Source organism: Janthinobacterium sp. RA13, from assembly GCF_000745325.1.
In the GTDB taxonomy this organism is placed as follows: Bacteria; Pseudomonadota; Gammaproteobacteria; order Burkholderiales; family Burkholderiaceae_D; genus Janthinobacterium; species Janthinobacterium rivuli.
This window is the reverse complement of the sequence record NZ_JQNP01000001.1, coordinates 5,534,713-5,549,071: the sequence shown is the minus strand read 5'-3', so window position 1 is coordinate 5,549,071 and position 14,359 is coordinate 5,534,713. Positions and strand designations below refer to the sequence as shown.

12 protein-coding genes are annotated in these 14,359 nt (G+C 59.4%); all 12 read right to left on the bottom strand.

Annotated elements, in window-relative coordinates; genetic code table 11:
- Positions 1–54: 54 nt before the first annotated feature.
- The gene (locus FG13_RS24540) at positions 55–438 is read right to left on the bottom strand and encodes a hypothetical protein (protein WP_035825214.1); all 384 of its coding nucleotides are present in this window, start codon (positions 436–438) and stop codon (positions 55–57) included.
- A 149-nt stretch (positions 439–587) separates the two neighbouring features.
- Positions 588–1,160 carry a hypothetical protein gene (locus FG13_RS24535; RefSeq protein ID WP_035825212.1) on the bottom strand — a complete coding sequence of 191 codons (573 nt, stop codon included), beginning with the start codon at positions 1,158–1,160 and terminating at the stop codon, positions 588–590.
- Positions 1,161–1,327: 167 nt separating this feature from the next.
- Positions 1,328–1,675: an energy transducer TonB gene (locus FG13_RS24530; RefSeq protein WP_035825210.1), complete on the bottom strand. Its 348-nt coding sequence runs from the start codon at positions 1,673–1,675 to the stop codon at positions 1,328–1,330.
- Between the two features lie 60 nt (positions 1,676–1,735).
- Positions 1,736–3,475: a methyl-accepting chemotaxis protein gene (locus FG13_RS24525; RefSeq protein ID WP_035825209.1), complete on the bottom strand. Its 1,740-nt coding sequence runs from the start codon at positions 3,473–3,475 to the stop codon at positions 1,736–1,738.
- 534 nt (positions 3,476–4,009) lie between these two features.
- Positions 4,010–4,474, bottom strand: coding sequence for a hypothetical protein (locus tag FG13_RS24520; RefSeq protein ID WP_035825207.1), 465 nt, complete (start codon positions 4,472–4,474; stop codon positions 4,010–4,012).
- Entirely contained in the window at positions 4,474–5,469 is a 996-nt protein-coding gene (gene dusA / locus FG13_RS24515; protein WP_035825205.1) for a tRNA dihydrouridine(20/20a) synthase DusA, read from the bottom strand. The genes FG13_RS24520 and dusA overlap by 1 nt, the downstream gene beginning before the upstream one ends.
- A 118-nt stretch (positions 5,470–5,587) precedes the next feature.
- Positions 5,588–7,420, bottom strand: a complete 1,833-nt coding sequence (gene typA / locus FG13_RS24510) for a translational GTPase TypA (RefSeq protein ID WP_035825203.1) — start codon at positions 7,418–7,420, stop codon at positions 5,588–5,590.
- Between the two features lie 207 nt (positions 7,421–7,627).
- Entirely contained in the window at positions 7,628–8,563 is a 936-nt protein-coding gene (gene truB / locus FG13_RS24505) for a tRNA pseudouridine(55) synthase TruB (protein WP_051959407.1), read from the bottom strand.
- Between the two features lie 2 nt (positions 8,564–8,565).
- Positions 8,566–8,982: a 30S ribosome-binding factor RbfA gene (gene rbfA, locus FG13_RS24500; RefSeq protein WP_035825200.1), complete on the bottom strand. Its 417-nt coding sequence runs from the start codon at positions 8,980–8,982 to the stop codon at positions 8,566–8,568.
- 114 nt (positions 8,983–9,096) lie between these two features.
- Complete coding sequence (gene infB, locus FG13_RS24495) at positions 9,097–11,955, bottom strand: translation initiation factor IF-2 (RefSeq protein ID WP_035825196.1); 2,859 nt, start codon at positions 11,953–11,955, stop codon at positions 9,097–9,099.
- 46 nt (positions 11,956–12,001) lie between these two features.
- On the bottom strand, positions 12,002–13,567 hold the full coding sequence (nusA, locus tag FG13_RS24490; RefSeq protein ID WP_035825194.1) for a transcription termination factor NusA: 1,566 nt from the start codon (positions 13,565–13,567) through the stop codon (positions 12,002–12,004).
- The gene (rimP, locus tag FG13_RS24485; protein WP_035828693.1) at positions 13,564–14,052 is read right to left on the bottom strand and encodes a ribosome maturation factor RimP; all 489 of its coding nucleotides are present in this window, start codon (positions 14,050–14,052) and stop codon (positions 13,564–13,566) included. Before rimP ends, nusA begins: the two co-directional genes overlap by 4 nt.
- Between the last annotated feature and the right edge of the window lie 307 nt (positions 14,053–14,359).

The following is a 14,359-nucleotide window of genomic DNA, read 5'->3' as shown; positions in this document are numbered from 1 at the left end:
AAAGCCGGGCAAGCAACGCTTGTCCGGCTTTGTCCTGCATGCAAGCACGCTACATTAGCGGCGGCCGTGATAGCGGCCATGTCCGCCCCAGCCGCCGCGGTGTCCACCGTAGCGCCCAAAGCCAAACATGAAGTCCAGCCCGATCGATACGGGCGGATTGTAATAATACGGTTGCGGCGCGTAGACTGGCGCCGGCACATACACGGGCTGCTGCACGTACACCGGCTGCTGCTGCACATACACGGGCTCATTCGTATATTCCACGCGCGGCGCGCTCATCACGCGGCCCGACTGCACCGGCTCGGACGAGACCGTATGCCAGTCGTAAGGATTGTAGGCTCCCTGCGGCGCGCGCGAACCGTAATACGCAGGACCGGGGGGCGCCACGACGCAGCCACCCAGGGCGGCCAGCGAGATTACTGCCAACAGGGTTTTCATCGCAATTCTCCTAATGTGTACTGCTTAATTAAGTACTATAAGAAATTACGCGGTGCTTTGCTGTGCTTTTACCGATTGTTACACGCCGACGCACGCCGCAACATGAAATGTAGCAATCGCGCCACAAGCGGCCCATGCCGCATGTTTCCTCAAATAAACGGAATCGCGCAGGTATCGATGGCCTTGCCGGCCGCATCGTAGCGCTGCACGCACACCTGGTAGCGCACGCCGTAATCGAGCTCGACCTGCTCGACCTTGCCATACTTCAATTTCCAGCTGGGTTGCACTTGTTGCCGGCCAGCCAGCGCGGCCACATCCTGCGGAATCGCCATCGCCGTTTGCGTCTCGCCCTGGCGCGCATCCTGGCGCCGCGCCACGTCGATGGCCACGCTCACGGCCAGGTCGATGCCGCCGTCCGCATAGCTCAGCGTGGGTGCGCCGCGCTGCGCCCGCATCACGCCCCAGGCGCAAGGCTTGCCGCCGGCTTCGCACTGCTTCAGCTGCGCCAGTGGAAAATATTCAGGGGCGATCTTGCCATCCTTGATGGGCCAGCTGGTGCGCACGCCGTCGCGCTTGCCCGTCAGGGGATTGTCCCAGCTCAGGCTATTGACGACGGCCACGGTCTGCCCCGCCTGCAAGCCCACGGGCGTGCCCAGCGATGCGCAGGCGGAAAGCAGCAAGCCGCTGGCGGCCAGGGAGGAAAGTGTCAGGATGCGCTGCATGGTAGGCCTCTTGTAATGGGAGATCCCGAAGGTATGTTTCGAGGGTAACAGAATCGGCGGCGACAGTGCCGTTGGCTGGCGCACATAACAGTACGGGCGGCACCCTTGCAGGCGCCGCCCGTAGCGGAGTCGGCCATGCCGGGAGCGCCGCTCCCGGCAAATATGGATCAGTCCAGCTTCCAGGCGTAGTCGACCTTGGTCCAGGTTTGCGCCGCGGCGCCATCCTTGGTACCCGGCTTGAACTTGCATGCGGACAGGGCCTTGATGGCGGCCTTGTCCAGGTTCTTGAAGCCGCTGCTCTTGTCGACTTTCGAATCGGCAACGCTACCATCGGCGTTGACCAGGAAGGACATCGACACGGTGCCCTGCTCTTCGTTCATCAGCGAGGCTTTCGGATAGTCGGCCTTGCAGTTCTTGGCATCGAACGATGCCGGTACCTCGGCCGCGAAGGCGGTGGAAGAAACGGATACCAGCAAGGCTGCTGCAACACTCATCAAACGCTTATTCTCAAACATGTGCTTCCCCATGATTATCAGATACGGTAATTACAACTTCCGGTGCGCTGTTGGCCGCGCTTAAAACTCTTCCCACTCGTCATTGCTGCCGGCGCCTGCCGCCTTGCGTGGCGCTGCAGCCGCCACGGGAGCGGCTGCTTCGGTCTTGCGGGTCAGCGACTTGACCGGACGCAATGCCGGCGCCGGCTTGCGCACGGCCACTGGCGCGGCAGCCACGGGGGCCGGCACATACGCCGCCGGCTTCTCTTCGCCGTCGACCAGTTTGAAGATGCTGACCACGTGGGCCAGTTCGGCCGCCTGGTCCTGCAGGCTTTGCGCCGCGGCGGCTGCCTGTTCGACCAGGGCCGCATTTTGCTGCGTCATGCCATCCATCTCGATGATCGACAAGTTGACCTGTTCGATGCCGGCGCTTTGTTCCTGGCTGGCACTGGCGATCTCGCTCATGATGTCGGTCACGCGGCGCACGCTGTCGACCACTTCGCCCATCGTCACGCCAGCCTGGCCGACCAGTCGCGTACCGCGTTCCGTCTTCTCGGCCGAATCGTCGATGAGGATCTTGATTTCCTTCGCCGCGCCAGCGGAGCGCTGGGCCAGGTTGCGCACTTCCGACGCCACCACGGCAAAGCCGCGGCCTTGTTCGCCGGCACGTGCCGCTTCCACGGCCGCGTTCAGCGCCAGGATGTTGGTCTGGAAGGCGATGCCATCGATCACGCCGATGATGTCGACAATTTTCTTCGCCGATTCATTGATCGAGCTCATGGTGTCTACCACTTGCGACACGACGGAACCGCCCTTCAGGGCCACGTCCGAAGCAGTGGCGGCCAGCTTGTTGGCTTCGCGCGCATTGTCCGCATTCTGTTTCACGGTCGAGGTCAGCTCTTCCATGGCCGATGCCGTCTTTTCCAGCGCGCTGGCCTGCATTTCCGTGCGCGACGACAGGTCGATATTGCCGTCGGCAATTTCGCGTGACGCCGTGCCGATGGTTTCCGTACCGACGCGCACCTGGCCGACGATGCCCACCAGGCTGTTGCGCATTTCCTTCATTTCCGCCAGCAGGCTGGACGTATCGGAAGGCTGCGTATGGATGCCGATCGACAGGTCGCCATTGGCGATGCTGCCGGCGATCGATGCCGTGTAGTCAGGCTCGCCGCCCAGCTGTTTCAGCAAGCCGCGGGTAATCACCAGTGCCGCCGCCACGCCCATCGCCACGGCCAGTACGCCGAGGATGATCATGAACAGGCGCGCGCTGTCGAAGGCCTTGCGGGCGTCCGATTGCATCTGCTCGTTAAGCTTGTCTTCCAGCACGGCCAGTTGCTCCAGCGCTTCCATCCATTTTTTCTGTACCGGGCGGATTTCCTTGATCATCACGCGCGTGGCGCCTTCCGCATCGTTGGCCATCCACAGCGCCGACGCCTTGGCGATGGCTGGCATGGCGGCCGCTTCGTATTCCTTGATCGAGGTCAGCAGGGCTTTTTCTTCCGGAGTCGACTCGACGGCGAATTTCTCTTCGAGCTTCTTCTGCGTTTCCTGATAGGTGCTCGTCTGCGTCTTGATACGCGCCATTTCAGGTTCCATATCGCCCGCGTCCGTCATCAGGGTCAGGATGCGCAGCGAAGTGATGCGGTCGCTGACGTTGCCACGCATGTCGATCACCAGGCGGGTGACGACGTTGTTGACATTGATCACGTGATCGAGACGTTCCTGGATTTGCGCCATGCGCGCGATGCCGAGGACGGTCACGGCCACCAGCAGAACCAGTACCAGGGCGAAACCCAGGCCCAGGCGGGTACCAACCTTCATTTTTGCTAAATTCATTTCGGCTCTTCGTAAATGAAACTATTGATAAGGATTTTTGCCCGGCACGACAAGACGAAGGCTGCGCAACACCGGCATCCGCCCTTACCCATTGGTATGCTGGCGGTCTCCGGCCGCACGCAGCCTGGGGTACTTCCTGATCTACAACAGCCCTGAAAACGCCAGTGACTGCGAATGCAAATTTGTTCTACACACTGAATTTTTGACACAGATGATGCGAGATCAACATCAAACATTCATATGAGAAATATTTGTCTATAATCAATTATAGGTGTAAATTTTGCCTCAAAGCAAGCAATAAGTACCCGAATAAATGGCTGATTAACTTTCTTCGGGGAAATGGCAACAACGCCGTTTCTTGCCCCATAGAAATGCCCCACGACAGTGCGGGCGTGCGCCGAAACAGCGCATTTACAACACATGGCATAGCCATATGACATCGTTTGGGGAGAGGGACTCAGAGGAGGGGGTAGTGCGGACAATACCAGTGCGCAAGGGCACCGGTATAGACAAGTTGGATTAGCGGTCCCAGCTGCAATGCATCACATAGGCGTGGCCGTCTGTGCCGAAGACAAAGATGCTCCAGATGGCGCCCAATCGACCAGCCAGGCTGCCCTGACCCGATGATACCAGTTGATACCAGTGCGGCTCGCTACCGAACAGTTCGGCCAGTTCGGCCTCGAAACCATCATATAAACGGGCGTCGAGCGGCTCGCGGTCCGCCTCGCTCATCGGCAGCAAGCGTTCGAGCAGCCACTGGCGCGGCGTGCACAAGGCGCCGCTGCAGTCCATGCTCTCGATCGGCTGCAGGCGCATGCCGTCCGGCTCCAGCTTCAGCGTGCGGCACAGCGCGTCGAGCGATGCCTGCGGCGCGACGGGCCCCAGATACTCGCACAGAAACAGACTGCCATCATCCTTCAATGCTGTGACAGCCTGCAGGTAGCCATGCAACTGCTGTGCATGGACATGGACGTCGCCGCGCATCAGGCAGGCAAGGACAAGCGCGCCGCCGCTTCCAGCAGCAAGCGCGGATCACCCGAGGCCAGCTTCTTGGAATCGGACAAGGTCTGGCGGAAGCCGCGCGCGCCGGGCAGGTTTTGCATCAGGCCCAGCATGTGGCGCGTGACGCTGTTCAGTTTTAATCGCCCCGCTTCTTTTTCCAGCTGCGCGCTGATATACGGAATCATCGCTTCGAGCACCTGTTCACGCGTTTTGACGGGCGTGTCGTCGCCGTAATAGCGCTGGTCGAACTGCGCCATCACGTAGGGGTTGTGATAGGCCTCGCGGCCCAGCATGACGCCGTCCAGGTGCTGCAGGTGCAGGTCGATTTCCTCCAGCGTCTTGATGCCGCCATTGATGATGAACTCGAACTGGGGAAAATCACGCTTCAAGCGGTAGGCATAGTCATACTTGAGTGGCGGCACTTCGCGGTTTTCCTTCGGGCTCAGGCCTTTCAGGATGGCATTGCGCGCATGCACGATAAACGTCTTGCAGCCGGCATCGGCCACGGTACCGACGAAATCGCGCACGAAGTCATACGACTCGCTGTCATCGATGCCGATACGGTGCTTGACGGTGACGTCGATGTCGACCACGTCGCGCATGGCTTTCACGCAGTCGGCCACCAGTTGCGGCTCGGCCATCAGGCAGGCGCCGAATGCGCCCTTCTGCACGCGCTCGGACGGGCAACCGCAATTGAGGTTGACCTCGTCGTAGCCCCACTGCTGACCCAGCCTGGCGCTGGTGGCCAGGTCCTTCGGATCGCTGCCGCCCAGCTGCAGCGCCACCGGATGCTCTTCCTCGTTGAAGCGCAAATGGCGCTCCACGTCGCCGTACACCAGCGCGCCCGTCGTCACCATCTCGGTGTAGAGCCAGGTGTGGCGCGTGATTTCGCGGTGGAACTTGCGGCAATGGCGGTCGGTCCAGTCCATCATCGGGGCGACGGACAGGCGGCGGGAAGGCAAAGAAGAGGAAGTCATGGTGTCTACAAAAACAGGAGCTGCAAATGACAAACCCGCTGCGCGCCTCACCGGTGAAGGATAGGCGGAGCAACGGGCTTGAGCGTGGCATGGCCCGCAGGCCATGCGCTACAACAGATTACGCATCGCGCGACGCTTTTTTACGCTCGTGCTCTTTCAGGAAGCGCTTGCGCAGACGGATCGATTTAGGCGTGATTTCCACCAGTTCGTCGTCCTCGATGAATTCGACTGCGTATTCCAGCGACATCTGAATTGGTGGTACCAGGCGCACCGCTTCGTCGGTACCCGACGAACGCACGTTGGTCAGCTGCTTGCCCTTGATCGGGTTGACGACCAGGTCGTTGTCGCGCGAGTGGATACCGATGACCATGCCTTCGTAGACTGGGTCATTGTGCGACACGAACATGCGGCCGCGGTCTTGCAGTTTCCAGATCGCGTAAGCAACAGCGGCGCCGTCATCTTGCGAGATCAGCACGCCGTTACGACGGCCAGCCATTTCGCCACGGGTGTTGTCGACTGGCGCGTATTCGTGGAATACGTGGCTCATCAGGCCGGTGCCGCGGGTCAGGGTCATGAATTCGCCCTGGAAGCCGATCAGGCCACGCGCCGGGATCAGGTACTCGAGACGCACGCGGCCCTTGCCATCCGATTCCATGTTTTGCAGGTCGCCACGACGACGGCCCAGTTCTTCCATGACGCCGCCCTGGTTGACTTCTTCCACGTCAACCGACAGGTTTTCAAACGGCTCGTGGCGCACGCCATCAACCATTTTGAAGACCACGCGTGGACGCGATACGGCCAGCTCGAAGCCTTCGCGACGCATGTTTTCGATCAGAATCGTCAGGTGCAGCTCGCCGCGGCCCGATACTTCGAAGATCGTGTCGTCGTCGGTTGGCGAAACGCGCAGAGCAACGTTGGCTTTCAGTTCGCGGTCCAGACGGTCACGCAGTTGGCGCGAGGTAACGAACTTGCCTTCGCGGCCAGCCAGTGGCGAATTGTTGACCATGAAGTTCATGGTCAGGGTCGGCTCGTCGACGGTCAGCATCGGCAGCGGATCCGGGGTATCGACTGCGCACAGGGTCGAACCGATGCCGATTTCGTCGATACCGTTGATCAGGCAGATGTCGCCGGCGACGGCTTCGTCAACCAGCACGCGCTCCAGGCCCTTGAAGTTCAGCACCTGGTTGATGCGGCCTTTGATAGGCGTGGCGCCTGGACCATTGATGACCAGCACGTCCTGACCAACTTTGACGGTACCGCGGTTGACGCGGCCAATGCCGATCTTGCCGACGTACGACGAGTAGTCCAGCGAGGTGATCTGCATTTGCAGCGGGCCTTCAGGATTGTCGTCACGCACTGGAACGTGTTCCAGGATGGCGTCAAACATTGGCTTCATGTCGCCGCTGCGCACGTCTTCGGTCAGGCCGGCATAGCCGTTCAGGCCCGAAGCGTAAATGATAGGGAAATCCAGTTGTTCGTCGGTCGCGCCCAGCTTGTCGAACAGTTCGAACGTCTGGTTAATGGCCCAGTCCGGGCGCGCGCCTGGACGGTCGACCTTGTTGACGATAACGATAGGCTTCAGACCCAGTGCCAGCGCTTTGCGCGTGACGAAACGGGTTTGCGGCATCGGGCCTTCCTGTGCATCGACCAGCAGCAGAACCGAGTCCACCATCGACAGAACACGTTCCACTTCGCCGCCGAAGTCGGCGTGGCCTGGGGTGTCGACGATGTTGATGTGGGTGCCTTCGTACTCAACAGCGCAGTTCTTCGACAGAATCGTAATGCCGCGCTCCTTTTCCAGGTCGTTCGAGTCCATGACTCGGGTGTCGACCGCTTGGTTTTCACGGAAGGTGCCGGACTGGCGCAGCAGCTGATCCACCAGCGTGGTTTTGCCGTGGTCAACGTGGGCGATAATGGCGATATTACGAATTGCGCGTTTTGTATTTGACATGGTCGTAGTAGTTACTGAAAAACTGCGGAGTGCGTACAAGGTGTACGAGATACCCGAATGCTAATCTATTTCCGGAACCGCGTAGTATAGCATGTTGCGTTGCAACGCTATCTAAAAATGCTGGCGGCTCCCGCAGTCGGGGACGGTTTGTTTAAAAAAGCGACACTGTTTAACGAGTGTCGCTGGGTAATATGACGTTGCTGTGACTTATTGATGCGCTGTGGCAATCAAGCGTTCCGGCGCCAGGATGCTGTATTCCTGCAACTGGCCGGTGCCCAGCAGCTTGCTGTCGTGATACACGCGCACCCTGCCCGGCTCGCTTGGCACGGCGACGTCTTCCTTGCCCAGCGCGATGCGCTGGCCATGCAGGAAACGCTTGGCCAATTCTTCCGTCAGCTGGACGGCGGGGAAACTCGACAGCAAGGCATCGACGGGCGCCAGCAGGCTCAACGGCGCGGCATGCGCAGTCAACTCATCGAGCGTGACGACGCCGTCCAAGGTCAGGCTGCCCACCTGCGTGCGGCGCAAGGCGTTCAGATGGCCACCGCAACCCAAGGCATGGCCGATATCTTCGCCCAGCACGCGGATATACGTGCCCTTGCTGCACATCACGGACAATTTCAGGAACGGGGCGTCATAGCCGAGGAACTCGAGCTTGTGGATGGTCACGGGGCGCGCTTCGCGCTCCAGGGTGATGCCTGCCCTTGCATACTCATACAAGGGCTTGCCATCCCGTTTCAAGGCCGAGTACATCGGCGGCGTCTGCAAAATCGGCCCGCGGAACTGCGCCAGCACGGCTTCGATCTGCTCTTCGGTGACGTTGACGTCGCGCGTTTCCAGCACTTCGCCTTCCGTATCGCCCGTATCCGTCGTCTGCCCCAGGTGCACCAGGGTTTCGTAGGTTTTGTCGGCTTCCAGCAAGTCCTGCGAGAACTTGGTCGCTTCGCCAAAGCACAGCGGCAGCAAGCCCGTGGCGAACGGATCCAGGGTACCCGTATGGCCCGCTTTTTTCGCGTTCAGGACGCGCTTGGCCTTGATCAGGGCGTCATTGCTGGACCAGCCTACAGGCTTATCCAACAGCAAGACGCCGTCGACCAGGTCGCGCACCCGCTTGATGCCGGGCGGTTTCTTCGGACCCGCCACTGTTATTGCTCGTCCGCTTCTGGTTTGACATCCGGCTCGGCGTCAGCCGCGCGCGTGGCGTTGGCCTTGTCGATCAGCAAGGACATTTCCATGCCGCGCGAAGTCGAGCTGTCGTGCACGAAATGCAGCATCGGCAGGGTGTGGATGTGCAGGCGCTTGCCCAGCAAGCCACGGATGAAACCGGACGCGGCCATCAGGCCTTCGGTGGTGTTCTTGATGGCTTCCTTGCTGTCTTTCAACATCGTGAAAAACACCTTGGCGTGCGCATAATCGGGCGTGATCTGTACTTCGGTGATGGTGATCATCGTGCCGACGCGTGGATCCTTCAATTCGTAGGCGACGATTTCAGCCAGATCGCGCTGGATCTGGTCGGCCACGCGCAAGCCGCGCGCTGGCATGGTTTTGCTATGTTTAGCCATGATTTTATGCTGTCCTAAGTGCCGCAGGGCGCATGAGTCAAACGGTTGCCCGTTGACCAATGCGCCCCACGTGTTTGCGCGGACAACGATATGTCCGCGCCATTACTTCTGTGATTACAGGGTACGAGCGATTTCCTGGACTTCGAACACTTCCAGGGTGTCGCCAACCTGAATGTCGTTGTAGTTCTTCAGCGACAGGCCGCACTCCAGACCGGCGCGAACTTCTTTCGCATCGTCCTTGAAGCGTTTCAGGGAGTCGATCTCGCCGCTCCACACCACGATGTTGTTGCGCAACAGGCGGACGGAAGAAGCACGCTTGACCACGCCATCGGTGACCAGGCAACCGGCAATCGCGCCCACTTTCGAGACCAGGATAACCTGGCGGATCTCGACCTGGCCGATGACGGTTTCGCGTTTCTCTGGTGCCAACATGCCCGACAACGCCGATTTGATCTCGTCGATCGCATCGTAAATGATGTTGTAGTAGCGAATGTCCACGCCATTCGACTCGGCCAGCTTGCGTGCCTGGGCATCAGCACGGGCGTTAAAGCCGATGATGACCGCTTTCGAGGCGACTGCCAGGTTGACGTCCGATTCCGTGATGCCGCCGACGGCTGCGTGCACAACTTGTACGCGCACTTCGGAGGTCGACAGTTTCTGCAACGAACCGACCAGCGCTTCTTGCGAACCTTGCACGTCGGTTTTGATGATCAGCGGCAAGTTTTTCACTTCGCCTTCGGCCATCTGGTCGAACATGTTTTCCAGTTTCGCAGCTTGCTGTTTCGCCAGTTTCACGTCGCGGAACTTACCTTGACGGAACAAACCGATTTCACGCGCTTTGCGCTCGTCAGCCATGACGACGACTTCTTCACCGGCAACCGGCACTTCCGTCAAGCCCTGGATTTCGACCGGAATCGAAGGACCGGCTTCAGCGATCGACTTGCCGTTCTCGTCCAGCATGGCGCGAACACGGCCATACGAAGAGCCAGCCAGGATCACGTCGCCGCGGCGCAAGGTACCGGACTGCACCAGGATCGTCGCGACAGGACCACGGCCCTTGTCCAGACGCGCCTCGACTACCAGGCCGCGCGCAGGCGCATCGACCGGTGCCGTCAGTTCCAGCACTTCGGCTTGCAACAGCACTTGTTCCAGCAGGTCGTCGATACCTTGACCCGTTTTGGCCGAGACCGGCACGAATGGCGATTCGCCACCGTATTCTTCCGGTACGACTTGTTCTGCGACCAGTTCCTGCGTCACGCGGTCAACGTTGCCGCCTGGTTTGTCGACCTTGTTGATCGCCACCACCAGCGGTACGCCAGCTGCTTTCGCATGGGCAATCGCTTCTTTCGTTTGCGGCATCACGCCATCGTCGGCGGCAACCACCAGAATCACGATGTCGGTTGCCTTGGCGCCACGGGCACGCATCGCGGTAAACGCTTCGTGGCCCGGGGTGTCGAGGAAGGTGATCATGCCGCGTGGCGTATCGACGTGGTAAGCACCGATATGCTGCGTAATGCCGCCCGCTTCGCCGGATGCAACCTTGGCGCGACGAATATAGTCCAGCAGCGAGGTCTTGCCGTGGTCGACGTGACCCATGACGGTGACCACCGGTGCGCGTGGCTTGGTTTCGAAGTGCGCGTGTTCGCCCACATCGGCCAGCAACGCTTCCGGATCGTCCAGTTCGGCGGCGAACGCCTTGTGGCCCATTTCTTCCACCAGAATCATGGCGGTTTCCTGGTCCAGCACCTGGTTGATCGTGCACATCTGGCCCAATTTCATCAAATGCTTGATGACTTCGGATGCCTTGACGGACATTTTGTGCGCCAGTTCGGCCACGGTGATCGTTTCCGGTACGTGCACGTCTTTGACGACGGCTTCCGTAGGAGCCTGGAAGTTCGATTCACGGTCGTCATGGTGCGTCGGGCGACGGCCCTTCGCGCCACCGCGCCAGCTGTCACGGCCGCCTGGGCCGCTGTTGCCGCGTGGCTTGGGACCACCGGTGGTGCCGCGTTTTTTCGCGTCATCGGACCAGGTGGACGACACATTGGCCGACTTGATGGATTTCTTGTCTGCAACAGCAGGCTTCTTGTCGCCCGGCTTGTCGCCAGGTTTCTTGTCAGCAGGCTTGTGCAGGGTGCCTTCCGGCGCCTTCGGCTTGACGGGAACCGGTACGGGTTCCGGTGCCTTGATGGCGCGGCGTGGCGCGTTCATCATGGCCTTGATCTGGGCAACTTCGTCGGCAACGGCCTTGCGTGCACGCTCGGTGGCTTCCGCTTTGTCAGCGGCTTCCTTGGCGGCAACAGCAGCGGCAGCCGCTTTCTTCTTCGCTTCTTCAGCGGCAGCAGCTTTTTTCGCTTCGGCGGCGGCGTCGTCAACGACAGGCGCAGCGGCGCTGGCGGCAGGCGCGGCAGCAGCCTTGGCGGCGGCTTTCTTCGCTTCCGCTTCAGCTTCTTTCTTCGCAGCCAGTTCAGCCTGTTGCGTGGCTTTCGCCTGGGCTTCTTTTTCCGCGTCGAGCTTGGCCAGACGTTCTTGCTTTTCGCGCAGATCGGCTTCCTGGCGGGCGATCAGTTCAGCCTGTTTACGGGCTTCTTCTTCACGGCGCGCCACGTCGGCGGGATCGATCACCGGTGCGGCAGGCGCGACCGGTTCAGCGGCGACCGGCGCAGCTTCGTCACGCTGGACGAAAGTGCGTTTCTTGCGCACTTCCACCTGGATGGTGCGCGATTTGCCGGTTGCGTCAGCTTGCTTGATCTCAGTCGTTTCCTTGCGGGTCACGGTGATTTTTTTCTTTTCTGTGTCAGCCGCTGCGCCGTGTGTGCGGCGCAGATGATCCAAAAGCTTGTCCTTATCATCTTTCGACAATGGATCTGACGTCGAACTTTTCTCGACGCCGGCAGAACGCAGCTGCGTCAGCAGCAAATCTGCAGGCATCTTCAGTTCGGTGGCAAATTGGGCTACGTTGTTACTCGCCATTCAGTCCTCTTTTCTATGTGTCGCGGAGATGATAAAGATACTCAAATTAAGCCTTTGCGGATTCGGCCAGACTCCATGCCTTGGCTTGCAACGCCTTGGCACGATCGTCGTATTTCGAGTCAACCAACTTCATCTCATCGTCGGTCACATCTTTAAATTCACTTGTAATCAGTTCACGCGCACGGTCCGCAGACAAGGCCAGGATTGCGCCAAATTCGTCGTATGCCAGTGCTGCAAATGCTTCAACGGTCTTGATACCAGCCAGACCCAGCTTGCCGGCGGTAATGCGGTCCATGCCTTCCAGACCCACCAACGCCTCGTCCATGCCTTCCAGACCCTCTTCCGAAGCAATCGCTTCGGTAACGAGCGCATCACGCGCACGGGTACGGAGTTCATTGACGGTATCTTCGTCAAACGATTCGATTTCCAGCATTTCGGAAATTGGCACGTAAGCGATTTCTTCCAGACTGGCGAAACCTTCTTCCACCAGAATATCGGCCACTTCCTGGTCGACATCGAGCTTTTCCATGAACAGGATGCGCACGGCAGCCGTTTCCTGGGCAGCTTTGTCAGCCGATTCTTCGGCCGTCATGATGTTGATCTTCCAGCCGGTCAGGTCAGAGGCCAGGCGCACGTTCTGGCCGGAACGGCCGATCGCGATTGCCAGGTTTTCTTCGTCCACGACGACATCCATCGCGTGTTTTTCTTCATCGACCATGATCGACGACACGTTCGCCGGCGCCAGGGCGCCGATGACGAACTGCGCCGGATCTTCCGACCACAGCACGATGTCGACGCGTTCGCCACCGAGTTCACCGGTGACAGCCTGCACGCGCGAACCGCGCATGCCAACGCAAGTACCGATCGGGTCGATGCGCTTGTCGGCCGTGTAGACGGCGATCTTGGCGCGCACGCCGGCATCGCGGGCAGCGGATTTGATTTCCAGCATGCCTTGCTCGATTTCCGGCACTTCCAGCTCAAACAGCTTCATGATGAAGTCTGGCGCGGTGCGCGACAGAATCACTTGCGGGCCGCGCATATTGCGGTCGATGCGCAAGATGAAAGCACGCACGCGGTCGCCGATACGCAGATTCTCTTTCGGGATCATCTGGTCGCGTGGCAAACGTGCTTCGATCTTGCCCGATTCGACGATGGCGTCGCCGCGTTCCATGCGCTTGATGGTGCCGGTGACGAGCGAGTCGCCGCGTTCCAGGAAGTCGACCAGGATCTGTTCGCGTTCGGCGTCACGCACGCGCTGCAGGACAACCTGTTTGGTATCCTGGGCGAAACGGCGGCCGAATTCAACGGATTCGATCGGTTCTTCGATGTGGTCATCGACTTCGATATCGGAAATCTGTTCTTTTGCCTCGAAATGCAGGATCTCCTGATCCGGCAATTGCAGGCCCGCTTCATCGGGCACGACGTGCCAGCGGCGGAACGATTCGAATTCGCCCGTTTCGCGGTCGATCGAAACGCGGATGTCTACCTCACCCTCATACCGTTTCTTCGTGGCTTGCGCCAACGCGAATTCGAGGGCGCCGAAGACGACATCTTTATCGACGTTTTTTTCGCGCGCCAGCGCGTCAACCAATAATAAAACTTCGCGGCTCATGCTTTGCGTCCCTTAAAAACCACCTGCGGCACCAAGCGTGCCTTATCCACATCCGCGAGCGTAAACTCCAACATCGCCGGACCATCCTTACCTTCAAATTCCAACGACAATTTATCGCCCACGGGTTCTTGCAAGATCCCCTGGAACGATTTCCGGTTGTTCGTACCCGGCATCGCCACCATCAGCTTGACGATGATTTCCTGGCCTGCGAAACGGACAAAGTCTTCCAGCTTGCGCACCGGACGATCGAGACCCGGGGAAGAAATCTCGAGACGCTCGTAAGGAACGTTCTCTACCGTCAACACATGCGATAACTGGTGACTCACCGTGGCACAGTCTTCGACCGTGATCGGACCTTTTTCAGCGGCATCGGCGGCGCTGAAATCAATAAAGACGCGCAGCAGTCCGCGCTCGGCACGTTCGACATCAACGAGCTCATAGCCCAGACCAGTAACTGTCTTTTCAATTAATCCCAACTGCTGCAAGAAATTCTCCAGAAATAAGGCCCGTTTTCGGCATGACAGCACCACTTGGGCGCCGACAACATGCAAAAACACGCATTCAAGTCATATATGGCCCCTTGCGGAGCCATTACAAACGGTTCAACAAAAAAAAAATGGGCATCTGCCCATCTTCTTGTATTTCCCCAACCAGATGAAAGCACTCCCCACCAAACAACCCTGCGGAGAACTTTTATTAGGCTGCAGATTATAACCTCTTATTAACTTCGCCGCAATGCCGCACACGAGGAGCGGCCCGGCTTACAACAGTTACAAGAGCGCGCACCCGCCG

Excerpts from the sequence above, each read along its gene's own strand:
- rbfA (WP_035825200.1), bottom strand. The coding sequence starts at position 8,982 with ATGGCTAAACATAGCAAAACCATGCCAGCGCGCGGCTTGCGCGTGGCC.
- FG13_RS24530 (WP_035825210.1), bottom strand. The coding sequence starts at position 1,675 with ATGTTTGAGAATAAGCGTTTGATGAGTGTTGCAGCAGCCTTGCTGGTA.
- nusA (WP_035825194.1), bottom strand. The coding sequence starts at position 13,567 with ATGAGCCGCGAAGTTTTATTATTGGTTGACGCGCTGGCGCGCGAAAAA.
- typA (WP_035825203.1), bottom strand. The coding sequence starts at position 7,420 with ATGTCAAATACAAAACGCGCAATTCGTAATATCGCCATTATCGCCCAC.
- infB (WP_035825196.1), bottom strand. The coding sequence starts at position 11,955 with ATGGCGAGTAACAACGTAGCCCAATTTGCCACCGAACTGAAGATGCCT.
- FG13_RS24535 (WP_035825212.1), bottom strand. The coding sequence starts at position 1,160 with ATGCAGCGCATCCTGACACTTTCCTCCCTGGCCGCCAGCGGCTTGCTG.
- FG13_RS24520 (WP_035825207.1), bottom strand. The coding sequence starts at position 4,474 with ATGCGCGGCGACGTCCATGTCCATGCACAGCAGTTGCATGGCTACCTG.
- FG13_RS24525 (WP_035825209.1), bottom strand. The coding sequence starts at position 3,475 with ATGAAGGTTGGTACCCGCCTGGGCCTGGGTTTCGCCCTGGTACTGGTT.
- FG13_RS24540 (WP_035825214.1), bottom strand. The coding sequence starts at position 438 with ATGAAAACCCTGTTGGCAGTAATCTCGCTGGCCGCCCTGGGTGGCTGC.
- dusA (WP_035825205.1), bottom strand. The coding sequence starts at position 5,469 with ATGACTTCCTCTTCTTTGCCTTCCCGCCGCCTGTCCGTCGCCCCGATG.